General features: G+C 60.0%; 23 protein-coding genes and 1 other RNA gene. 12 read left to right on the top strand and 12 right to left on the bottom strand.

The window, feature by feature from the left end:
* Positions 1-3 precede the first annotated feature (3 nt).
* Both ACWHXD_RS30055 and ACWHXD_RS30050 read left to right on the top strand, forming a co-directional pair.
* Complete coding sequence (locus tag ACWHXD_RS30055; RefSeq protein ID WP_238344549.1) at positions 4-2,502, top strand: fimbria/pilus outer membrane usher protein; 2,499 nt, start codon at positions 4-6, stop codon at positions 2,500-2,502.
* Positions 2,468-3,043, top strand: coding sequence for a DUF1120 domain-containing protein (locus ACWHXD_RS30050; RefSeq protein ID WP_499084966.1), 576 nt, complete (start codon positions 2,468-2,470; stop codon positions 3,041-3,043). The genes ACWHXD_RS30055 and ACWHXD_RS30050 overlap by 35 nt, the downstream gene beginning before the upstream one ends.
* Here the strand turns inward: ACWHXD_RS30050 and ACWHXD_RS30045 are convergent.
* The 4 genes from ACWHXD_RS30045 to ACWHXD_RS30030 are packed head-to-tail and all read right to left on the bottom strand — an operon-like array spanning position 3,015 to position 5,854.
* Positions 3,015-3,752, bottom strand: coding sequence for an amino acid ABC transporter ATP-binding protein (locus tag ACWHXD_RS30045; protein WP_138762021.1), 738 nt, complete (start codon positions 3,750-3,752; stop codon positions 3,015-3,017). The genes ACWHXD_RS30050 and ACWHXD_RS30045 overlap by 29 nt on opposite strands.
* Positions 3,739-4,389, bottom strand: coding sequence for an amino acid ABC transporter permease (locus ACWHXD_RS30040; RefSeq protein ID WP_032894590.1), 651 nt, complete (start codon positions 4,387-4,389; stop codon positions 3,739-3,741). The genes ACWHXD_RS30045 and ACWHXD_RS30040 overlap by 14 nt, the downstream gene beginning before the upstream one ends.
* Positions 4,386-5,054: an amino acid ABC transporter permease gene (locus tag ACWHXD_RS30035; protein ID WP_138762022.1), complete on the bottom strand. Its 669-nt coding sequence runs from the start codon at positions 5,052-5,054 to the stop codon at positions 4,386-4,388. Before ACWHXD_RS30035 ends, ACWHXD_RS30040 begins: the two co-directional genes overlap by 4 nt.
* Before the next feature lie 14 nt (positions 5,055-5,068).
* On the bottom strand, positions 5,069-5,854 hold the full coding sequence (locus tag ACWHXD_RS30030; protein ID WP_032894592.1) for a transporter substrate-binding domain-containing protein: 786 nt from the start codon (positions 5,852-5,854) through the stop codon (positions 5,069-5,071).
* A 255-nt stretch (positions 5,855-6,109) separates the two neighbouring features.
* On the opposite strand from ACWHXD_RS30030, the gene ACWHXD_RS30025 reads away from it, so the two are divergent.
* The 6 genes from ACWHXD_RS30025 (at position 6,110) to ACWHXD_RS30000 (ending at position 13,383) form a co-directional block, all read left to right on the top strand.
* Positions 6,110-6,805: a FadR/GntR family transcriptional regulator gene (locus tag ACWHXD_RS30025; protein WP_032894594.1), complete on the top strand. Its 696-nt coding sequence runs from the start codon at positions 6,110-6,112 to the stop codon at positions 6,803-6,805.
* A gap of 120 nt (positions 6,806-6,925) precedes the next feature.
* On the top strand, positions 6,926-7,255 hold the full coding sequence (gene trxA / locus ACWHXD_RS30020) for a thioredoxin TrxA (RefSeq protein WP_032894595.1): 330 nt from the start codon (positions 6,926-6,928) through the stop codon (positions 7,253-7,255).
* 234 nt (positions 7,256-7,489) lie between these two features.
* A complete protein-coding gene (gene rho / locus ACWHXD_RS30015; protein WP_003176825.1) occupies positions 7,490-8,749 on the top strand; it encodes a transcription termination factor Rho in 1,260 nt (419 codons plus the stop codon).
* Between the two features lie 157 nt (positions 8,750-8,906).
* Entirely contained in the window at positions 8,907-10,889 is a 1,983-nt protein-coding gene (locus tag ACWHXD_RS30010) for an acyltransferase family protein (RefSeq protein WP_138762023.1), read from the top strand.
* Between the two features lie 59 nt (positions 10,890-10,948).
* Positions 10,949-12,415 (top strand): 4-hydroxy-3-polyprenylbenzoate decarboxylase, encoded by a 1,467-nt coding sequence (ubiD, locus tag ACWHXD_RS30005; protein ID WP_003195329.1) that lies wholly within the window; start codon positions 10,949-10,951, stop codon positions 12,413-12,415.
* Positions 12,415-13,383, top strand: a complete 969-nt coding sequence (locus ACWHXD_RS30000; protein ID WP_138762024.1) for a CDP-6-deoxy-delta-3,4-glucoseen reductase — start codon at positions 12,415-12,417, stop codon at positions 13,381-13,383. The genes ubiD and ACWHXD_RS30000 overlap by 1 nt, the downstream gene beginning before the upstream one ends.
* Before the next feature lie 580 nt (positions 13,384-13,963).
* Here the strand turns inward: ACWHXD_RS30000 and ACWHXD_RS29995 are convergent.
* Positions 13,964-14,446 carry a hypothetical protein gene (locus ACWHXD_RS29995; protein ID WP_032894600.1) on the bottom strand — a complete coding sequence of 161 codons (483 nt, stop codon included), beginning with the start codon at positions 14,444-14,446 and terminating at the stop codon, positions 13,964-13,966.
* A 250-nt stretch (positions 14,447-14,696) separates the two neighbouring features.
* Here ACWHXD_RS29995 and ACWHXD_RS29990 point away from each other — a divergent pair, with 250 nt between their 5' ends.
* The gene (locus ACWHXD_RS29990) at positions 14,697-15,350 is read left to right on the top strand and encodes a gamma-glutamylcyclotransferase (RefSeq protein WP_098950073.1); all 654 of its coding nucleotides are present in this window, start codon (positions 14,697-14,699) and stop codon (positions 15,348-15,350) included.
* On the opposite strand, the gene glpT is transcribed toward ACWHXD_RS29990, so the two are convergent.
* Together glpT and ACWHXD_RS29980 are read right to left on the bottom strand one after the other, a co-directional pair.
* On the bottom strand, positions 15,347-16,684 hold the full coding sequence (gene glpT / locus ACWHXD_RS29985) for a glycerol-3-phosphate transporter (RefSeq protein WP_032894604.1): 1,338 nt from the start codon (positions 16,682-16,684) through the stop codon (positions 15,347-15,349). The two genes, ACWHXD_RS29990 and glpT, sit on opposite strands and share 4 nt — an antisense overlap.
* A gap of 291 nt (positions 16,685-16,975) precedes the next feature.
* Positions 16,976-17,953: an NADPH:quinone oxidoreductase family protein gene (locus ACWHXD_RS29980; protein ID WP_032894606.1), complete on the bottom strand. Its 978-nt coding sequence runs from the start codon at positions 17,951-17,953 to the stop codon at positions 16,976-16,978.
* A gap of 150 nt (positions 17,954-18,103) precedes the next feature.
* On the opposite strand from ACWHXD_RS29980, the gene ACWHXD_RS29975 reads away from it, so the two are divergent.
* Positions 18,104-18,511, top strand: a complete 408-nt coding sequence (locus ACWHXD_RS29975; RefSeq protein ID WP_003195317.1) for a flagellar basal body-associated protein FliL — start codon at positions 18,104-18,106, stop codon at positions 18,509-18,511.
* Positions 18,512-18,622: 111 nt separating this feature from the next.
* Here the strand turns inward: ACWHXD_RS29975 and ACWHXD_RS29970 are convergent, their stop codons facing one another.
* Complete coding sequence (locus tag ACWHXD_RS29970) at positions 18,623-19,072, bottom strand: EVE domain-containing protein (protein ID WP_044269738.1); 450 nt, start codon at positions 19,070-19,072, stop codon at positions 18,623-18,625.
* 195 nt (positions 19,073-19,267) lie between these two features.
* Here ACWHXD_RS29970 and ACWHXD_RS29965 point away from each other — a divergent pair, with 195 nt between their 5' ends.
* A complete protein-coding gene (locus tag ACWHXD_RS29965) occupies positions 19,268-19,417 on the top strand; it encodes a hypothetical protein (protein ID WP_010207387.1) in 150 nt (49 codons plus the stop codon).
* 12 nt (positions 19,418-19,429) lie between these two features.
* Here the strand turns inward: ACWHXD_RS29965 and ACWHXD_RS29960 are convergent, their stop codons facing one another.
* The 4 genes from ACWHXD_RS29960 to ACWHXD_RS29945 all read right to left on the bottom strand — a co-directional run bounded on the left by ACWHXD_RS29960 (position 19,430) and on the right by ACWHXD_RS29945 (position 20,850).
* Positions 19,430-20,059 carry a 5-formyltetrahydrofolate cyclo-ligase gene (locus ACWHXD_RS29960; RefSeq protein WP_138762090.1) on the bottom strand — a complete coding sequence of 210 codons (630 nt, stop codon included), beginning with the start codon at positions 20,057-20,059 and terminating at the stop codon, positions 19,430-19,432.
* 58 nt (positions 20,060-20,117) lie between these two features.
* Positions 20,118-20,296: non-coding RNA, 6S RNA (gene ssrS, locus ACWHXD_RS29955), on the bottom strand.
* Positions 20,297-20,326: 30 nt separating this feature from the next.
* On the bottom strand, positions 20,327-20,644 hold the full coding sequence (locus tag ACWHXD_RS29950; RefSeq protein WP_014720410.1) for a cell division protein ZapA: 318 nt from the start codon (positions 20,642-20,644) through the stop codon (positions 20,327-20,329).
* A complete protein-coding gene (locus tag ACWHXD_RS29945) occupies positions 20,641-20,850 on the bottom strand; it encodes a TIGR02449 family protein (protein WP_003177365.1) in 210 nt (69 codons plus the stop codon). The genes ACWHXD_RS29950 and ACWHXD_RS29945 overlap by 4 nt, the downstream gene beginning before the upstream one ends.
* Before the next feature lie 138 nt (positions 20,851-20,988).
* On the opposite strand from ACWHXD_RS29945, the gene ACWHXD_RS29940 reads away from it, so the two are divergent.
* Positions 20,989-21,546 carry a YecA/YgfB family protein gene (locus ACWHXD_RS29940; RefSeq protein WP_098950076.1) on the top strand — a complete coding sequence of 186 codons (558 nt, stop codon included), beginning with the start codon at positions 20,989-20,991 and terminating at the stop codon, positions 21,544-21,546.
* Positions 21,547-21,562: the final 16 nt, after the last annotated feature.

Here is a 21,562-nt window from a genome sequence, read left to right as displayed (position 1 = left end):
TTCATGATCCCTTCGAGGCGGGGCATCGCTGGTACTGCCTGGCCCGGTCGGTCCAAGTTGTCCATCGGCTTCGCGGCGCTCTGGAGTTTGCCTGGTATCGCGACCGCACTGGAACTCGGTGAAGGGTTTGACCTGGCGGCCCTCACCACCCACGGCATAGACCCCAAGGTTGCCGATTACTTTCGCAGTGCGGCGCGCTTTCGCGAAGGTGTCCAGGTGGTGGGGTTGCGGGTCAATGGCAACCCGCTTGGGCGGGTGGATGCTCGGTTTGGTCCACAGGGGGAGTTATGTTTCACCCCTGGGTTATTGGAGAAGGCCGGGCTGGTGAAACCCGGCGCAATCCTGCAGCCAGGCGCCAGGCCAGACCAGGCCTGTCATGATTTTCTCGGCGCATTTCCCGCCACGATGGTGCGCCTGCGTCCCGGTACCGATGAAGTGGTGCTGGTGGTGCCGACCCAGGCCTTGCGCGAACCCGAGTGGGATAGCGGGGATTTTTCCCAGGGCGGCGCGGCAGCGTTGTTCAACTATGACGTGCTGGGTTACGACAGCCATTCGCGCAGCGGACCCAGTCGGTTCGTGTCGGCCCACACTGAAGCGGGTTTCAACCTCGACGATTGGATTGTCCGCAGCCGCCAGTTCTATGTGTCGGACAACGGCCAGACCCGTACCGAACACTTGCATGCTTATGCCCAGCGGGATATCGCCGCGTTGCGTTCGACGTTCCAGGCAGGCCAGCTCTCCAGTAATAACCCGCTGTTTGGCGGGATCCAACTGTCTGGCGTGCAGTTTTCCCCCGATGGGCAGTCCAGGACACCCGCAGGCGGCAATATCGCAGTGGTCGAGGGGTTGGCCCAAAGCCAATCTCGCGTCGAGATACGCCAGTCCGGTGTGTTGGTCCACAGTACGTTGGTACCTGAAGGACCGTTCCGGCTGACGGGCTTGCCCCTGCTCAACGCCACCAGCGACCTTGAGGTCAGCGTGATTGATGTGCGGGGCGCCAAGCGCAGTTTCGTGGTACCGGCGGCGTCATTCGCGGGGGCTGCCCCGGCGGCGCCTGGTTACTATTTATCGGTGGGCGAACTGCGCAGAACGACGGGAGAGGAAGGGCCATCCCCGGTGATCGCCATGGGCAGTGGCACTTGGGGCCTGGGGAGTCATTCGTCTGCGGGTTTTGGCTTGTTGAGTACCGATGACTATTGGGCGGCAGGGGGGACCCTGAGCAGCGTGTTTTTCCAGCGGGTTTCTGTCAACGCACGCCATAACCTGTCCCGAGATAGCCATAAGGCCGTGTCCGGCTCACGCAGCAGCCTGTCACTGAGCAGCCCGGTCGGGGCCAATATCGACGTCAACCTCAGCGCCACCACCCAGACGCGTGGTTATCGCGAGGTCACGGAGGTGGGCCAGTCGCTCAGGGCCGATGATCTCAATTCCCACTTCAAAAACCAGTACACCGCAGGCGTGAGCTGGGCCGAACCCACGCTGGGCGTATTTTCTTTGAATTACACCCGCAGCGCGCAATTTGGCGGGCAAACCAGCGAGCATGTGTTTGCCTCATGGAACAAGTCGTTTGGCCGGGCCGACGTGGCACTGATCGCTGATTCCCAAGTGGGCGGTTCACGGGCTCGCCGTGACGCCAACTATGCCGGCAGCCGGCGTGATCGTGCGGTAGATAACGACGTGTCCCTGCGGTTGCAGGTCAGTGTGCCCCTGGGCGGCGATCGCCGTGTGAGCAGCTACACCAGCCGCCGTGGGGAGCAATTTACCGCCGGCACTGCACTGAGCGAACGGGTCAACGAGTATGTGAACTACGAAGTGGCGGTAGAGCGTGACATGCGGGCCCGGGAGCAATCGTTGCGTGGGCAAGTGGACGTGTTGCCACGCTACGCACGAGTGGGCCTGGGCGTCAGCCGCGACCCGTTGGGTAGCAGCTACACAGGCCAGTTGCAGGGGGGCGTGGTGGCTCATGAGGGCGGGCTGACCTTTTCGCCTTACAGCGTGCAGGACACGTTCGGCATCGTCTCGGTCGGCGATATCGGCTCGGCGAAAGTCGAGACGCCACAAGGCCCGGTATGGACCGACTTCAGCGGCCAGGCGGTGATCGCCGGCTTGCCGGCCTACACCAACAGCCGCGTCCAGGTGCAGACCCCTTCCTTGCCCAAGCAGGTAGACCTGAAAAACGGCACCCAGGTCCTTGCGGCGGGCCGAGGCTCATTCAATCACGTGGATTTTGACGTGGTGAAAGTGCGCCGGATGCTGGTGACCGCCAACGATCAGCACGGCCGGCCATTGCCTCAGGGCGCCTCGGTGTTCGGCAAGGGCAATCGCTTTGTCACCAGCGTGGTGGGCGAGGGCATGATTTTTCTCAACGACGTCTCCGAGTCGCAAAACCTGAGGGTTTCATTGCCCGACTCTTCCACTTGCCTGTTGCACATCGACCCCGAGGCCAAGCCCGACAATGACAAATTCTATGAAGCTGCATCGGCGGTATGCCAGGGTGGTTAAGCGTACCAGCCTGCCCTTGGCGCTCTCATGCATGTTGCTGGCAACGCTCGATGCGCAAGCTGAAAATTGTCGGCTATCGCTGAGCCCGCCGCGCATCGACTATGGCGCAATACGCCGCGATGCAGTGGTCGACAATGCCGCTGTGGTGCTGGCCACTCGCACGTTCAACCTGACTGTGCTCTGCGTTGAGCCGGCGGTAATGGCCCTGCGTTTTGTCGCAGCGCCTGCCGATGGGCAAGGGTTTCGGTTTGGTCGTGAGGGGCATTTTCGCTTGCGTCTCAAGCATGCCCAGGTCGACGGGCGAGCAGTCGGCTGGTCGTCTGCTCAAGCACCTGATGAGACGGCCAAAGGCCAGTTGTTACCCGGCCAGGCCTTGATTGCGCGCGCCGCAGGTGTGCCGGTGACAGGGCGGCAACTCACCGCCCAGGTCGATCTCGACACCGAACTGCCCTTCGATGCGTTGATGGTGCGCGGGGAGGCCCGCCTTGAAGGGCAGGGCAGTTTCGAACTGATCAGCCAGGCTGTTCCACCGAGCCAATGAAGTTAGCGAGCTCGACTGTTTGCGGGTTGGCGAACAACACCTTCGGGTCACCGGTTTCATGCACCTTACCCTGGTGCATGAACACCAGCTTGTCGCCGACCTCACGGGCAAAACGCATTTCGTGAGTCACCATGATCAGGGTCATGCCGTCCTGGGCCAGTTGGCGCACCACGCTCAGCACTTCATTGACCAGTTCGGGGTCCAGGGCCGAGGTGATCTCATCACACAGCAACACCTTGGGCGACATGGCCAGGGCGCGGGCAATGGCGACGCGCTGTTGCTGGCCGCCGGACAAACGATCGGGAAAGGCGTCGAACTTCTCGCCCAGTCCGACCCGGTCCAGCATCTGCCGGGCCAGTTCGGCAGCCTTGACCTTGGACACTTTCTGCACCACTTGCGGCGCCAGCATCACGTTCTCGCCCACGGTCAGGTGCGGGAACAGGTTGAATTGCTGGAAGACCATGCCGACCTTCTGCCGCAGGCTGCGCAGGTCGGCGCGGGCGGCGTCGAGGTATTCGCCATCGACTTCGATGACGCCGTCGTTGATCGACTCCAGGCCATTGAGGGTGCGCAGCAAGGTGGACTTGCCCGAGCCGCTGCGGCCGATGATCGCCACAACCTGGCCTTCGTCCACCGTCAGGTCGATGCCCTTGAGTACGTGGTGATCGCCGTAATACTTATGCAGGGCAGAAATTCTAAGCAGAGGCATGCAGTCTCCTTTCCAGGTAGCGCGCACTGAGGGACAAGGGATAACAGAGCAAAAAGTAACCGAGGGCCACCAGGCCATAGACCATGAAGGGCTCAAAGGTGGCGTTGGCGAGCATGCCGCCCGTCTTGGTCAGTTCGGTGAAGCCGATGATCGAGGTCACGGCGGTGCCTTTGACCACCTGCACCGAAAAGCCCACCGTCGGCGCGACAGCAATACGCAACGCCTGAGGCAAGATCACATAGCGCAGTTGCTCAAGCGGGTTGAGGGCCAGGCTGGCCGAGGCTTCCCATTGGCCGTGGGCGATAGAGTCAACGCAGCCGCGCCATATTTCAGCCAGGTAGGCGCTGGTAAACAGAGTCAAGGCAATCGCCGCGGCCAGCCAGGGCGATATATCCACGCCAAGCAGGGCAACGCCGAAAAACACCAGGAACAGCTGCATCAGCAGCGGCGTGCCCTGGAACAGTTCGATATAGGTGCGGGCCATATTGCGTGGGAACGCTTTGCGGCTGATGCGCAGGGTCATCACCAGCAAGCCGATCAGGCCGCCGCCCACAAACGCCACCAATGACAGCAGCAGCGTCCATTGCAAGCCGGTAAGCAGGTTGCGCACGATGTCCCAGAACGAAAAATCACTCATCGGCTGTTCCTCATGACAAACCGTCGTCCGATCCAGTTGAGCAATTGGCGAATCATCAGCGCCATGCACAGGTACACCAGGGTGGTCAGGGCATAGGTTTCAAAGGCGCGGAAATTACGCGACTGGATAAAGTTGGCGGCAAAGCTCAGCTCTTCAGTGGCGATCTGCGAACACACCGCCGAACCCAGCATCACGATGATGATCTGGCTGCTCAGGGCCGGCCACACCTTGCCCAGGGCCGGTAGCAGCACCACATGGCGAAACGCCTCGAAGCGCGTCATTGCCAGCGCCGCGGCCGCCTCCAGTTGTCCGCGTGGGATGGCCTGGATACCGGCACGGATGATCTCGGTGGAGTAGGCCCCCAGGTTGATCACCATTGCCAGCACGGCGGCTTGCCACTCGGTGATTTTCAACCCCAGGGACGGCAGGCCAAAGAAGATAAAAAACAGTTGCACCAGGAACGGCGTGTTGCGGATCAACTCGACATACACCCCAAAGAGCCACGCAAACGGCTGGACCTTCCAAGCCCGTACCACCGCGCCGACAGTGCCCACGGCCACGCCGAGGATGGCGCCAATGGCCGTCAGCTCAAGGGTGAACAGCGCGCCGCGCAGGAGCAGGTCGGTATTGGCCAGCACTGGCACAAAGTCGAATTGATAGGCCATCGTTGAGCTCCGCGTCAGAGGTCGGCAGGCAGCGGTTCTTTGAGCCACTGCATTGCGTTTTTTTCCAGGCTGCCGTCAGCCTTGGCTGCCACCAGGATCTGGTTGACCTTTTCCAGCAGCGCCGGCTCGTTCTTGTTCACGCCCACGTACACCGGCGAGTCCTTGAGTTTCACCTTCAGTGCCGGTACGCGTTTGGGGTTGCGTTCGCTGATGGCCACCATGACCACGTTGCCGCTGGCGATCAGGTCCACCTGGCCGGCCAGGTAGGCGGCGATGGTGGAGTTGTTGTCTTCAAAGCGCTTGATCGTGGCTTCCTTAGGGGCCACCGCGGTCAGCTCGATATCCTCGATGGCGCCACGGGTGACGCTGATGGTCTTGCCCTTGAGGTCGTCGAGGCTGGCGATGGCGGCGTCAGGCGGGCCAAACACGGCAAGGTAGAACGGTGCGTAGGCGTTGGAGAAGTCGATGACCTTTGCGCGCTCGGGGTTCTTGCCCAGGCTGGAAATCACCAGGTCGACCTTGCCAGTGGTGAGGAACGGGATGCGGTTGGTGCTGTTCACCGGGGTCAGTTCCAGTTTGACCTTGAGTTGGTCGGCCAGCAGCTTGGCGGTGTCGATGTCCAGGCCGCGTGGCTTCATGTCCGGGCCCACCGAACCAAACGGTGGGAAGTCCTGGGGCACGGCAACCTTCAGGGTGCCGCGGGCGACGATGTCATCCAGACCGTTCGCCTGGGCGGGTGCCTGGCTCAGCATCAGGCTGGCAAACAGGGCAGTGAGCAGGGCGCTGTAGCGCTTGGTCATGGCAACTCTCCGAAAATGGCGAAGGAATTTTCTGAGTTTGCCCAGTGCACAGCCCATGCCAGCACCGTTCGGATCGTCTGCAAGGCTGATGGTTGTTGAGGTGCACAGGTCTTACTGGTCTGAACAGTGGTCAGGTTTTGCGCACCCTTTTCGAGCGTTGGCAAAAAGCGGCGAGCCCCTTTGGGGCGTGGCTTGCAGCCGGCCATGAATAGTTTTACAACGGGTCACACCGCTATCTGGAACCCAGAGCTTTTTATGAATTCCATTGCCCAAGCCGTACCGGAAGCGGCCTTGCAGGCCATCCGCAAACTGATCAAGGAGCAAGGCTTCGGGCCGGGCGACGCGTTGCCGTCCCAGCGCGAGTTGGCGCTGCAATTGGGGGTGAGCCGGGCGTCGTTGCGCGAGGCGCTGTCGTCCCTCAGCGCCTTGGGCGTGGTCAGCGTGCAGCCGGGCAAGGGCGTGTTCGTACAGGACGTGCAAGAGGCGCCGGGGTTCGCCTGGCCCTTTGCGGCGCAGGCCACGCCTCCGGATATCTTCCAGTTGCGCTACGCCTTGGAGGGGTTTGCGGCGGGCTTGGCAGCGGTGACACTAACCCTCGATGCACTGGACAGCCTGCAAGACAATGTTCAAGCCATGCGTAAAGTGCTCAAGGCGGGCGATTTCGAAGCGGCTGCCCGCCTGGACTTCGAGTTTCACCAGCGCATTCTGCTGGCCAGCGGTAACCAGGCCATGCTGAGCATCCTCAGCGCCAGTGCCGAGGTGTTTCTGGAAAGTCAGAAGCTACCGTTCATCCGGCCGGAGCGGGCCATGGAAACCTGGCAGGAACATCGCAGAATCCTGCGCGCCCTGGCCCGCCGCAGCAGTACGGCGGCGCAGAAAACCATGCAGGAACATATACGTAATGCAGCGTTGCGCACGGGCATTGCGTTCGTGACGCCCGCTACGCCGTGACGGGGTCATACCCACACTCATTCAAGTTCATAGCAAGACTCAATCAGACGCGGCTTCCTGAACAGGGGAAGGGCGGCTATGATGGGCAACGTTTTTTTTGCTTACAATCCGGAGACATCCATGAGCAGCGATCTTATCAAGCACGTCACCGACGCGTCCTTTGAAGCCGAAGTCCTCAAGGCTGAAGGCCCGGTGCTGGTTGACTACTGGGCTGAATGGTGCGGCCCTTGCAAAATGATCGCTCCGGTCCTGGACGACATTGCGACCACCTACGAAGGCAAACTGACCGTTGCCAAGCTGAACATCGACGAGAACCAGGAAACTCCGGCCAAGCATGGCGTGCGTGGTATCCCGACTCTGATGCTGTTCAAGAACGGCAATGTCGAAGCGACCAAAGTGGGCGCGCTGTCGAAGTCCCAGCTGCAAGCTTTCCTCGACGCGAACATCTAAGCGTCGTCAAAAAAGCCCCGCAATTTGCGGGGCTTTTTCGTAAAACAGGGCTAGACGCTCCGAAATCCAGGTGGTACATTCGGCCCCGCAGTGGTTTCTCCACTGCCCCCTGCAAGCCGTCGCCGACGCATTCCTTTTCGATTAGTACGCGATCCTGTCGCCTTCTCTGCGGCGCGGCCTCATTAAGCCAAAAGCTTAATTTCCCCCCTCCATAAATGATTACGTCATTCCTATATGAATCTGACTGAACTCAAGCAAAAGCCGATTACCGACCTGCTCCAACTGGCCGAAGAAATGGGCATAGAAAATATGGCCCGTTCGCGCAAGCAGGACGTGATTTTCTCCCTGCTCAAGAAGCACGCGAAAAGCGGCGAGGAAATCTCCGGTGATGGCGTGCTGGAGATTCTCCAGGACGGCTTCGGCTTCCTCCGCTCTGCAGACGCGTCCTATCTCGCCGGCCCAGACGATATCTACGTCTCGCCGAGCCAGATCCGTCGCTTCAACTTGCGCACCGGTGACACCATCGTTGGCAAGATCCGTCCTCCGAAGGAAGGTGAGCGTTACTTCGCCCTGCTCAAGGTCGACACGATCAACTTCGATCGCCCCGAGAACGCGAAAAACAAGATTCTCTTCGAGAACCTGACTCCGCTGTTCCCGACCGTGCGCATGAAGATGGAAGCCGGTAACGGCTCCACCGAAGACTTGACCGGCCGTGTGATCGACCTCTGCGCTCCAATCGGCAAAGGCCAGCGTGGCCTGATCGTCGCACCGCCGAAAGCCGGTAAGACCATCATGCTGCAGAACATCGCCGCGAACATTGCACGTAACAACCCTGAAGTTCATCTGATCGTGCTGTTGATCGATGAGCGTCCGGAAGAAGTGACCGAAATGCAGCGCACCGTGCGCGGCGAAGTGGTTGCCTCGACGTTCGATGAGCCGCCAACCCGTCACGTGCAGGTTGCCGAAATGGTGATCGAAAAGGCCAAGCGCCTGGTCGAGCACAAGAAAGACGTGGTGATCCTGCTCGACTCCATCACCCGTCTGGCTCGCGCCTACAACACCGTGATCCCGAGCTCCGGCAAGGTGCTGACCGGTGGTGTCGATGCTCACGCCCTGGAGAAACCGAAGCGTTTCTTCGGCGCTGCGCGCAACATCGAAGAAGGCGGCTCGCTGACCATTATCGCCACCGCGCTGGTTGAAACCGGCTCGAAGATGGACGAAGTGATCTACGAAGAGTTCAAGGGTACCGGCAACATGGAACTGCCTTTGGATCGTCGCATCGCTGAAAAGCGTGTGTTCCCTGCGATCAACATCAACCGTTCCGGCACCCGCCGCGAAGAGTTGCTGACCGCAGACGACGAACTGCAGCGTATGTGGATCCTGCGCAAGCTGCTGCACCCGATGGACGAAGTCGCTGCCATCGAGTTTCTGATCGACAAGCTGAAAACCACCAAGACCAACGACGAGTTCTTCCTGTCGATGAAACGTAAGTAAATACTGCGTTTCTGGTCCAAAAAAATGGCGCCCCCCAGGGGGCGCCATTTTTTTTGCGTCGAGTTTGTGTGGTTTTTATGGCATAAGTATCAGTTAAGTAACAAAAATTGACGCGTGACTACGCTCGTTCCTTTCGTCACAGACTGACCACATTCATATGACCACTCTTGCTTACCGCAGAGACATCGACGGCCTGCGTGCCATCGCTGTCCTCGCAGTCGTGTTGTTTCACTTTGGCGTTCCAGGCATTACTGGCGGTTTTGTTGGCGTTGATGTGTTTTTCGTCATTTCCGGCTTTCTAATCACGTCAATTATTTGGCGAGAGCGTCAAGCCGGACGCTTCAGCTTCATCGACTTCTGGGCTCGCCGCGCCCGGCGTATCTTGCCGGCACTGTTTGTGATGATTGCGGCGACACTGGCAGTGGGTTGGTTTCTGTTGGCGCCCAAGGACTATGAAGAGTTGGGGCGGTCTGCGCACTATCAGGTGACCTTTACCTCGAACCTGTTGTTTTCACGCCAGCACGGCTACTTCGATGCCTCATCCGACATCAAGCCATTGCTGCATACCTGGTCGCTCGCAGTAGAAGAGCAGTTCTATATTTTCTTCCCGTTACTGCTGGCTTTGCTTTCCAGCCGTTTGAAGCACTGGCGCCTGGCATTGTTCGCGGTGCTGCTGGTGTCGTTTGGCATGAGCGTCTGGGCGGTTCAGCATGAGCCGCAGAAAGCTTTCTTCCTGTTGCATCTGCGGGCCTGGGAGCTACTGGCGGGTGCGATGCTGGCGGTGCAGCCCAAGCGTGAATGGCGCGCCTCGCCGGCCTTGGCCCAAGGCGTCAGCCTGGCTTCCCTGGCATTGATCCTCATCGCCGTATTAGGTTACGACGCGAAAACCCCGTTCCCAGGCGCGACCGCGTTGTTGCCCGTGCTGGGGGTGGTCGGGTTGATCTGGGCCAACGGCCAGCAACAGACCTGGGTCGCTCGCCTGTTGGGCACGCGGATCATGGTGGGCATCGGGCTGATCTCTTATTCCTGGTACCTGTGGCACTGGCCGGTATTCGTGTACGCCAACTATGCCGCGGTGGATGGCTTGAGCGCCCTGGAACTGGCGGGGCTGATGCTGCTTTCGCTGGTGCTGGGCTACCTGTCCTGGCGGTTCGTGGAAACGCCGTTCCGGGAAAAACGTTTGCTGGCCTCGCGTAAGGCGATTCTGGCTTCGGCGATGGTCGGCATTCTGGGGCTGGGTTTCACTGGCCTGGCGATCCGTGAGTTCGACGGCGTGCCTTCGCGCTTGTCCGAACAGGCGTTGCGCTTTGCCCAGGCCAAGAAGTGGAGCCCGGACCTGTTGGCGTGCATGGCCGACAAAGATACCCCCGATGAACGCTTGTTCTGCCATTTCGGCCCCAAAGGCCAATCGGTTTCAGCGTTGGTATGGGGTGACAGCCACGCTACCGCGCTGATACCGGCACTCAAAGAAGGCGCTGATCGCCACGATATCAGCCTGGTCGAAGCCAGTTTTGCCGGCTGTATTCCCCTCGATGGCCTGGAAAATATTGCCCGCTGCGCGCATTTCAACCGTCGCGTCGAGAAGGCCATGGCCGAGCAGACATTCAGCGATGTGGTGTTGGCCGCCCGCTGGAGCCTGTATGTGTATGGGCAAATGTCCGGTGACAAGGAGCATGCGCTCAAGGACCCCGGCACCGGCCAGTACGTGCGTGCCGTCGCCGAACAACGCTTTGCTCAAGGCCTGCGCGAGCGCATCCAGGGCTTGCGCGCTGCTGGGCACAAGGTCTGGCTGGTCAAGGAAGTGCCGCTGCAGGAAATCATCGTGCCTTACCGTCTCAGCCGCCTGGCCATGATGAACCGCCCCGTGGACGGTGAAGGGCTCGCCGTGGCCGAGCATGTGAAGCGCCAGGCGTTTATCACGCAATTGTTTGATGAGTTGGCAGCGGCCGACAGCGGTGTCGCGGTGCTGGACCCTGCGCCATTACTGTGCGGCGCCGATGGGTTGTGCCGCGTCGAACTCAATGGCCGCGCACTGTATACCGACGATAATCACCTTTCAGACGTCGGCGCGCGACACATCGAAGCCTTCCTGGAGCCGTTGTTCAGTTCTTTGCAATCACGCGGTTTGACGGCCAATTAAGCTGCCAGCCGCCCTCAGAGCAGGTAGGATGTACGCCTATTTTACGGGTGGCATGGTTAATGAAATTCAAGGATCTTCGGGATTTCGTGCAGCAACTTGAGCAGCGCGGAGAGTTGAAACGTATCCAGATGCCGATTTCTCCGGTGCTGGAAATGACTGAGATTTGCGACCGTACCTTGCGCAACAAGGGCCCGGCGCTGTTGTTCGAAAACCCGACCGGCTTTGATATCCCGGTGCTGGGCAACCTGTTCGGCACTCCCGAGCGCGTGGCCTTTGGCATGGGCGCCGAGTCCGTCAGCGAGCTGCGTGAGATCGGCAAGCTGCTGGCCTTTCTCAAGGAGCCCGAGCCGCCCAAGGGCTTGAAGGACGCTTGGTCCAAGCTGCCGATCTTCCGCAAGATCATCGCCATGGCCCCCAAGGTGGTCAAGGACGCGGTGTGCCAGGAAGTGGTCATTGAAGGCGATGATGTCGACCTGGCCATGCTCCCGGTGCAAACCTGCTGGCCCGGCGACGTCGGCCCGCTGATCACCTGGGGCCTGACCGTCACCAAAGGCCCGAACAAGGACCGCCAGAACCTCGGTATCTACCGTCAGCAAGTCATTGGCCGTAATAAAGTGATCATGCGCTGGCTGAGCCACCGTGGCGGCGCCCTCGACTTCCGTGAGTGGTGCGAGAAGCATCCCGGCAAGCCATTCCCGGTTTCCGTGGCCCTGGGTGCTGACCCGGCGACCATCCTCGGTGCAGTCACGCCCGTACCTGACAGCCTCTCCGAGTACGCCTTCGCCGGCTTGTTGCGCGGCAATCGCACGGAGCTGGTGAAGTGCCGCGGTAATGACCTGCAAGTGCCGGCCACCGCCGAAATCATTCTTGAAGGCGTGATTCACCCAGGTGAAATGGCCGATGAAGGCCCGTACGGCGACCACACCGGTTACTACAACGAAGTCGACAGCTTCCCGGTGTTCACCGTCGAGCGCATCACCCATCGGGTCAAGCCGATCTACCACAGTACCTACACAGGCCGTCCGCCCGATGAGCCGGCCATCCTCGGCGTGGCGCTCAACGAAGTGTTCGTGCCGATCCTGCAAAAGCAATTCCCGGAGATCACCGACTTCTACCTGCCGCCCGAGGGCTGTTCGTACCGCATGGCCATCGTGACCATGAAGAAGTCGTATCCGGGGCATGCCAAGCGGGTAATGCTCGGTGTGTGGTCGTTTTTGCGACAGTTCATGTACACCAAGTTCGTTATTGTCACCGACGACGACATCAATGCCCGGGACTGGAACGACGTGATCTGGGCCATCACCACGCGCATGGACCCCAAGCGCGATACGGTGATGATCGACAACACGCCCATCGACTACCTCGACTTCGCGTCGCCGGTATCGGGCCTTGGCTCAAAGATGGGCCTGGATGCCACGCACAAATGGCCGGGCGAAACCACGCGTGAGTGGGGCCGGGTGATCGTCAAGGATGAAGCCGTCACGGCGCGGGTCGATGCGATCTGGAAAGAATTGGGAATAGATTGATGCGTGTAACCCTGCAACCTTCCGGTGCTGTGCTGGAACTGGCCCCTGGCGAGCGAATCCTCGAGGGCGCACGCCGCCTGGGCTATGAGTGCCCCCAAGCCTGCCGTAATGGCGTGTGCCATGTCTGCGCGGCGTTGTTGGTTGAGGGCCGCGTAAGGCAGGCCGGGGAGGAGCGCGATCATGGTGAGTTCTACACCTGTATCGCTGAGCCGCTGGAGGACTGCGTGGTGTTGTGGGATGGCGTTCTGGCGCCGGGAGAGTTGCCGTTGCGCCAATTGTCGTGCCAATTGATCGAGTGTGTGCAAGTGGGTGGCGATGTGTGGCGTGTGCGCCTGCGCGCCCCGGCAGGCAAGGCGGTGCGTTACCACGCCGGGCAATACCTGATGATCGAGCGGGACAGCGGCGAGAAATCTGCGTTCTCCCTGGCCTCGGCGCCCCATGCCGGACGGGAGTTGGAGTTGCATGTGCTGGCACGGGAAGCCAGTGCGCGCAGCCTCATCGAGCAGTTGCAGCGCAACCAGATGGCCCGCGTTGAGCTGCCGTTTGGTGACACTCACCTGGCCGAATTGCCGGATGGGCCACTGGTATTGATGGCAGCCGGCACCGGCATGGCGCAGATGCACAGCCTGATCGAGCATTGCCGCGCTTCAGGCTTCAAGCACCCGGTGCATCTGTACTGGGGCGTGCGCCTGCCGGAAGATTTTTACGAAATCGAGCATTGGGACCAATGGCTGCATTTACCCAACCTGTTCCTGCACAAAGTGGTCAGCGACCTGTGTGGTTGGGAAGGGCGCTGTGGTTTGCTGCATGAAGCGGTGTGCGAAGACATTGCCGACCTCAATAGCGTGTACGTCTACGCCAGCGGTTCGCCGGCGATGATCTACGGCACCCTGGACGCACTGGTCAACGCCGGCATGGATGCGCACCGGATGCGCGCCGACGTCTTCGCCTACGCCCCAAGGCCCTAATGTGGGAGCTGGCTTGCCTGCGATGACGGCCCCACAGCTGACGCCTATCTACCTGACGTCCTGCGAGCAAACTGTGTGAGCGGGCTTGCTCGCGAAGGCGGCCTGGCAGTCAACACGGTTGGATTGTGTGTGTATCCATTGCTGCGGTAACGGCCGCTTAGGGTTCCGCCCTGACGGCGGGTCACTTTGGAAAAGCCCCAAAGTAACCAAAGGGCTCTTGCCCCACCACTCGGCACCTCGCCTGGGCTCGGTGTGCCCGTAATCCGCCAGTGATTTGGGGGGCCGCCGCCACGCGCCATCCATGGCGCGGGGCGGCTAAACCGGCATCCCTGCCGGTTTACCCCCCCCCAAATCCCTGTCGAATTCCGGCCAGCGTGGTTTGACGGGGCGCCTGAGATCACAAGCAGATCAAGAGCAAGATCAAGAGCGACTCGCTTCGCATCGTGGTTACCGTCTGCTGTTAAAGCCCCACAAAGTTGTGTAGATACCTATGCTGCGATAGCGGTGGGTCAGCGCCTCATTTGATGACTGGCACACCGCTATCGCAGGCAAGCCAGCTCCCACCGGGGACTGTGCTGTGTCAGAAGCGCACTCCAGTTGTCACCATTGCCGCGTTGAACCCGAGCAATACCAACTCAGCCGCCACCGGCCCGTAATGCGTGCCCACCGATGGAATGATCACCGGCGCCACGCCGAATCGGTTCAACGGGATCTTGTCGCGGTACTCGCCGCGATAGCCCTGGAGCAGCCCGCCGGTCAATTTTGCATACACCGGATAGTCGGCCATGTCATAGCGCTTGCCCACATAGGCGTAGTACGAGCGCTGGCGGAACGAGTTGCGAAAAGTCACCCCGCCGTACAGCAGGCCCGATGCCTCGTTGCGTTCCAGGCCGATCAAGTCCTGATTGTTGTTGTGCTCTGGGTCTGGCGCGAAGTGCCGGGTGTAGACGCTGGTCTGGGCGTACCAGAAGCCTTTGTCGTCGTTGGCGGGTGGGGTTTCGCTCGCCAGGGCGGTGGTGGCTTGGGCCAGGAACAACAGCCCAGGCAATCGAAATTTTTTCATGGGGCGACCTCGATAGTCGATGTGATGAACGGCTAAGTGGGTCGTTGTGTGCGCGCTATTTTGACGGCTTGGCGCCCGCCCAGGCTGAACCGGGGCTGACAGTAGCGGGATTAACCGTGCAGATCCTGACGAGTGGTGGGCGTTGATTATGCCCAGTGGGACTTTTTCGCCGTACGGTTACAGCGCTGCGTTTTATTACGGTAAAGTCGCTTACAACTGGTAACACACAGGGGGCGCACCGCATTTCGCCATGACCGTCATTGAAACCGATCTTCTGCAATTGGCTTACCCTCCGCGACTCGATCTTGGGCCGCAACTCACCCACGAACAGTTAATGAGCTCGATGCAAGCCACCATGGCTCGGCATAAGGGTGGGCCGGTGTGGCTATTTGCTTATGGTTCGCTGATCTGGCGCCCTGAATGTTCATCCACCGAACGCGTACGGGCGCGGGTCCACGGTTATCACCGGGGCTTGTACCTGTGGTCCCATGAGCATCGGGGTACGCCGGAGTTGCCGGGGTTGGTGTTCGGGCTGGATCGCGGTGGTTCCTGCAGCGGGTTTGCCTACCGTTTGCCGGAAGACCAGTTGGAGGCCTCGCTGTATGCCCTGTGGCAGCGCGAGATGCCTTACCCCTCTTACCGGCCGCACTGGCTCAGCTGCCGATTGGAAGATGGCAGTACCGTGCAGGCGTTGGGGTTTGTGTTGGAGCGGCATTTGCCCAGCTATGCCGGCAACTTGCCCGATATCGTGCTTAACCATGTACTGCAAAGCGCTTGCGGGCGTTACGGCACCACTCGCGATTATGTCGAGCAGACCGTGAACGCCCTGCGTAGCCACGCCATGCCAGATAAAAACCTGGAGGCGCGGCTCAAGCGTTGTGCCAAGGATTGTCCGGGCGGTTAGCGCGCCGAGCTGACACTGTTGGTGTGCCACAGCGTAGGGATCAGGAATGCGATCGCCAGTACACAGGCGCTGATCAGCAGTACAAAACCGCCGTCCCAGCCGAAGTGGTCAACCGTGTAGCCCATGGCGGCACTTGCGGCTACCGAACCACCGAGGTAACCGAACAAGCCGGTGAAGCCTGCTGCGGTGCCGGCGGCTTTCTTCGGTGCCAGCTCCAGCGCCTGCAGGCCGATCAGCATCACCGGGCCGTAGATCAGGAAGCCGATGGAGAACAGCGCAATCATGTCGATCATCGGGTTGCCCGGCGGGTTGAGCCAGTAAACCAGGGTCGCCACGGTCACCAACGCCATGAACACGATGCCGGTCAGGCCGCGGTTGCCACGGAAGATCTTGTCCGACATCCAGCCGCATAGCAGCGTGCCCGGAATACCTGCCCACTCGTAGAAGAAGTACGCCCAGGACGACTTATCGACGGTGAAGTGCTTGGCTTCTTTCAAGTAGGTCGGCGCCCAGTCCAGTACGCCGTAGCGCAGCAGATAGACAAACACGTTGGCAAAGGCGATGTACCAGAGCATTTTGTTACGCAGCACGTATTTGACGAAAATTTCCTTGGCACTGAATTCGTCTTCGTGGCTGGCGTCGTAGCCTTCTGGGTAGTCGTTCTTGTATTTCTCGATAGGCGGCAGGCCCACCGATTGCGGGGTGTCGCGCATGGTGATGAAGGCAAACGCCGCCACTGCCAGGGCCACGGTGGCCGGCACGTAGAACGCTGCATGCCAGTCGTTGAACCACGCCATGCCCAGCAGGAACAGCGGGCCGATCAAGCCACCGCCGACGTTATGCGCCACGTTCCACACGGACACCACGCCGCCGCGTTCTTTCTGCGACCACCAGTGCACCATGGTCCGCCCACTTGGCGGCCAGCCCATGCCCTGGGCCCAGCCGTTGATGAACAGCAAAATGAACATCATGGTCACGCTGGACGTTGCCCAAGGTGCGAAACCGAAAATGAACATCACCCCCGCCGAAACCAGCAGGCCAAAGGGCAGGAAATAGCGTGGGTTGGAGCGGTCGGACACCAGGCCCATCAGGAATTTGGACAAGCCGTAGGCAATCGCAATCGCCGACATCGCCAGGCCCAGTTCGCCACGGGTGTAACCCTCGTCGATCAGGTAGGGCATGGCCAGGGAGAAGTTTTTACGCAGCAGGTAGTAGCCGGCGTAACCGAAGAAAATACCCGCGAAGATCTGCCAGCGCAGTCGTCGGTAGGTACTGTCTATTTTTTCTTCAGGCAGGGGCGCCTGGTGTGCGGCAGGACGAAAGAAAGCAAACATTCAAGAGCTCCAAATTTCTTGTTTTGACTGCGGATGCGAATATTACAGTTTCGTTACCGAAAATAGCATCGCCTCTTATCCGCAAACACAGGAAACGCGAGCAATTGCATGTTCTTTTACGAACATGTCGCTAATAGATAAGTTGTGGGCGTGATTAGGTCCTAAGACCACTGAGTAACCACTGTGGGAGCTGGCTTGCCTGCGATGGCGATCTTTCAGGTTCATCTGTAGCAGCTGACCCACCGCTATCGCAGGCAAGCCAGCTCCCACATGGATTGCATTTCAGGTGTGTTATCGGGTTTGGACAACTATTTTACCCACCGCCTTGCGCTGCCCCAGATCATTGATCGCCTGCGCAGCCTGCTCCAGCGGATACACCTGCGACACCAATGGCTTGAGCTTGCCCTCGCCATACCAGGTGAACAATTGCTGGAAATTCGCCGCATTGTCCTGTGGCTGGCGCTGGGCAAACGAGCCCCAGAACACCCCGACCACCGCTGCGCCCTTGAGCAACGCCAGGTTCACCGGCAGTTCAGGAATACGCCCACTGGCAAAACCTACCACCAACAGCCGACCGTTCCAGGCAATCGAACGGATGGCCTGGTCAAACAGGTCGCCACCCACCGGGTCGTAAATCACATCAGCGCCGTTGCCATCGGTCAGGCGCTTGACCTCATCCTTGAGGCTGGCTTCGCTGTAGTTGATCAGCTCATCGGCACCGGCGGCCTTGGCGACTGCGAGTTTGTCGGCGCTGCTGGCGGCGGCAATCACCCGGGCGCCCATGGCCTTGCCAATCTCTACGGCAGCCAGGCCCACGCCGCCGGACGCGCCAAGTACCAGTAAGGTCTCGCCGGGTTGCAGGTGGGCGCGTTGTTTCAGTGCGTGCATGGACGTGCCGTAGGTCATGCTGAAAGCGGCGGCGGTATTGAAGTCCATGCTCGGCGGGATTGGCAGCACGTTATAGCCGGGCACCGCGACCTGCTCGGCAAAGCTGCCCCAGCCGGTCAACGCCATCACGCGGTCACCGACTTTCAGGTGGCTGACTTTCTCGCCCACCTCGCTGACTACGCCCGCCGCTTCGCCACCGGGTGAGAACGGAAAAGGCGGCTTGAACTGGTATTTACCTTCGATGATCAGCGTGTCCGGGAAATTCACCCCGGCCGCATGCACGTCCAACAGGATTTCATTCTTCTTGATCGCCGGGCTGGCGATCTCTTCCAGCACCAGGGTTTCGGCGGGGCCGAAGGCTTTGCACAGCACAGCTTTCATCGGACTATTCCTTTTGGCGTCGTGGCCGATAAGTGTAGGAGGGTACGCCCGTGGGTCAACGAGCATGCCCACGCCTGATAAGCCCCCATAAGCTTGTGCTCAGCCTTGCTAGCGTTATGCTACCCGGCAACCGAATTCGAGGAATGAACTGTGAAAGCGTGGATCCTGTTGATGCTGGCCCTGACCTTGCCGATGGCAGCCCAGGCCGAAGAGGCCAAAGAGGGCGAGGCGCCGAAGGTCAGCTATATCAGCCTGAGCCCGCCGTTCGTGGGCAATTACGGCCTGGATGGCACCGCGAAACTCAAGGTCTACAAGGCCGACATTGCCCTGCGCGTGACCGGAGAAGAAGCGGCGAAGCTGGTCAAGGCCAACGACCCCTTGATTCGCAACCAACTGGTGGCGCTGTTTACCCAGCAGACCAATGAGACCATGAGCAGTGTGGAAGGCAAGGAGAAGCTGCGCCAAGAGGCGTTGAAGCAAACGCAGCAAGTGATGAACGATGAAACCGGCAAGCCGGTGGTGGAAGACCTGCTGTTCAACAACCTGATCATCCAGTAGGAGCGAGCTTGCTCGCGAAAAAACGTCAACGATAACGCGTGCTTCCTGAGTAAACGCGGCGCCTGTGAGTTTTTCGCGAGCAAGCTCGCTCCTACAAGAAGCCGGGGCCAGTTAAAGCAGATGAAGGACCGCTGCCCACTGCTCCGGTGTGACCGCCATGACAGAAAGCCGGCTGCCCTTCTGTACCAGCGGCATTTCAGCCAGCGCAGTTTGCTGCTTTAGATAGCCCAGGCCCAGCACTTTGGGGAAGGTCTGCACATGGGCGACATCGATCGCACTCCATGGGTTTTTCTCCGGCGTGGCCTTGGCGTCGAAATAGTGGCTTTCTGGTTCCAGCGCAGTGGGGTCCGGGTAGGCGGCCTGAATGATTTTGCCGATGCCGGCAATCCCAGGCTCCGGGCAACTGGAGTGGTAAAAGAAAAACTCGTCGCCCACGGCCATGGCGCGCAAAAAGTTGCGCGCCTGATAGTTGCGAACCCCGTCCCAGCGCGCTTCGCCGAGCTTTTCCAGGCCGTTGATGGAGAGTTCGTCGGGCTCGGATTTCATCAGCCAGTAGGCCATTTTTGGGCTCCTGAAATAGGCATTGGGCAAGTTGTCGGGCAATTGCATGACAAACCGACAGTCGGTTGGCGTCAAGGTTTGCGTGTTGGTTCACGTTACCGCAGAATGCGCGCTTTTAAGCTTGACGCAGCTGCAACGGACTACTTTGGAACGTTGTTGTCATCGTGTACGAGGTGCCTGAAAGGGGGGCAATCGATGCAACGTAAGCCGGATTTACTATGGATTTTGGTTATTTTGTTTGGTCTGGGCGTCGTGACCACCGGTTATGCCCAAAGCCTGTGGTCGAACAAGACCGATGCACCGGTTGAACTGGCTCAGCAGCAGCCACAACCGTTCAAGCGTTAACTCAAGCATTCACTAAGGCGCCGCTGTTTCCAGCGGCGTTTGTGCGACATACCACTGCTTATCGGTCACCGTCCCCGCCAACGGCACATCCCAGCTTGCCTGCGCCAGGCGTTCGACTTTCTGGCATTCATGGGCCAGCCCCAGCAGTGTTGGCTTGCGCCAGCTCTGGCGGCGGGCAAGATAGGCCAGGCTGCGGTCGTAAAACCCGCCGCCCATGCCCAGGCGGCCACCTGCATCATCGAACCCCACCAACGGCAACAACACCAGGTCCAGCGCCCAGACTTGGCGTTGGCGATGGGCATTGACCCGTGGCTCAAGGATGTGAAAACGGTTGGGCAGCAACTTATCCCCAGGCCGTACGCGCTGGAACACCATCTTGGTGCGCGGCCAGGCGCTGAGCACCGGTAGGTAAGTGGCTTTGCCGCGGCGCTGGGCTGCACGCAGCAGCAGGCGCGGATCGATTTCACCGTCCGTGGGCAGATATAAAGAGATATGTTTGGCCCGGCGAAACAGCGGGTGCTGTGCCAGTTGCCGGTACAGACCGTGAGCGGCCTGGCGCTGCTCGCTCGGCGTGAGGGCACGGCGGGCTTTGCGCAACATGCGTCGAAGTTGCGGACGGGAAAGCGGCGCAGGTTCGGTCATGGTTTTCCGGCTCATAAAACAATGCCAGTCCGGAGACTGGCATTGAGTTTGGGAATTCAGGCTCCCCGACAGAGCCGCTGTCGACTTAGCCCTTGAACCCGAAAGTTCAAGGTGGAAGAAGCAGTAGGCTTTAAGGCTTTCCGTCTAGCGGACATGCACACCAGCCCAACGTGCAACTTCCAGGGTAGTGCGAATCGGCTCAGGGACATCGCCGACTGGCAAACACGCCAGGGAGTGGGGCGAGTATACCTTAAACCTGCTCGGCAATCAGCCCTTGGGTGTGTCTGAATCGGTGGAAAGCACCAGATCCACGCGATCGAGCAGGTCACGCACCTGCTCGCGCGTCGAGCCGCTGGCCTGTACGTCAGGGCGCTCCTGCTTATGCAGCAGGTCGTGGGTGATATTCAGCGCGGCCATCACGGCGATGCGGTCGGCGCCGATCACTTTGCCGCTGCTGCGGATTTCGCGCATCTTGCCATCCAGGTAGCGGGCAGCGCTCACCAGGTTGCTGCGTTCTTCCTGAGGGCAGATGATCGAATATTCTTTGTCGAGGATCTGCACGGTAACGCTATTGCTTGAACTCATGAGTCTTGCTCCAGGGCCTTCAGGCGCGAAATCATCGATTCGACCTTACGCCGGGCGATTTCGTTTTTTTCAATGAGGTGAGCGCGTTCCTCGCGCCAGGTCTTTTCCTGAGCTAATAGGAGTCCGTTTTGACTCTTAAGTTGCTCGACCCGATCAATTAGCAGTTCGAGTCTGGCCATCAGCGCTTGCAGGTCGGTGTCTTCCATTGGGTTCCACTGGATTTGTCTGATGAATGGCAACTGCAGGATAAACGATCTGACGCCCTCGATAGTCTTGGTGCGTCTGCCGGTGCTAGGATACAGCGCTCCATTCTAGACATTGCGCCGTCTGGCGCCTAGCTCACCATGCCCATTCAGAACTCCCCGTACGATGCTTTTTCCAAACTGCTGAGCGCCAGCGGCCATCCATGCTCGCCTGCTGAACTGCATGGCGTGCTGTTGGGCCGCAGTTGCACCGGTGTCGGCTTTGATGCCGACACCTGGTTGGCCGATGTGGCCGAGCTGCTGGAAACCGAACCCACCGACAATGTGCGCAACGCATTGATCGGCCTGCAAGAAATGGTCAAGGGCGAGCTGACCGGTGATGACGTCACCGTGGTCCTGCTGCTGCCTACCGACGACGCCCCGCTGGCTGACCGCGCCGCTGCGCTGGGCCAATGGTGCCAGGGTTTCCTCCACGGTTTCGGCGTGAATGCCGGCGGCCTGGAGCTGAGCACCGACGCCAAGGAAGTGCTACAGGACCTGGCGGCCATCTCCCAGGTGCAAGACGCCCTGGAAGAATCCGAAGACGGCGAAGGCGACTACATGGAAGTCATGGAATACCTGCGCGTCGCGCCGCTGCTGCTGTTCACCGAGACCCGCAAGTCCGCTGAGCCCGCCGCGCCCAAGCCGTCGCTGCACTGAGAAAGGAAGCCCATCT

This window comes from Pseudomonas fjordensis (assembly GCF_976987115.1).
Note: the sequence above shows the minus strand (reverse complement) of the source record. Positions and strands in the feature narration are given on the sequence as shown.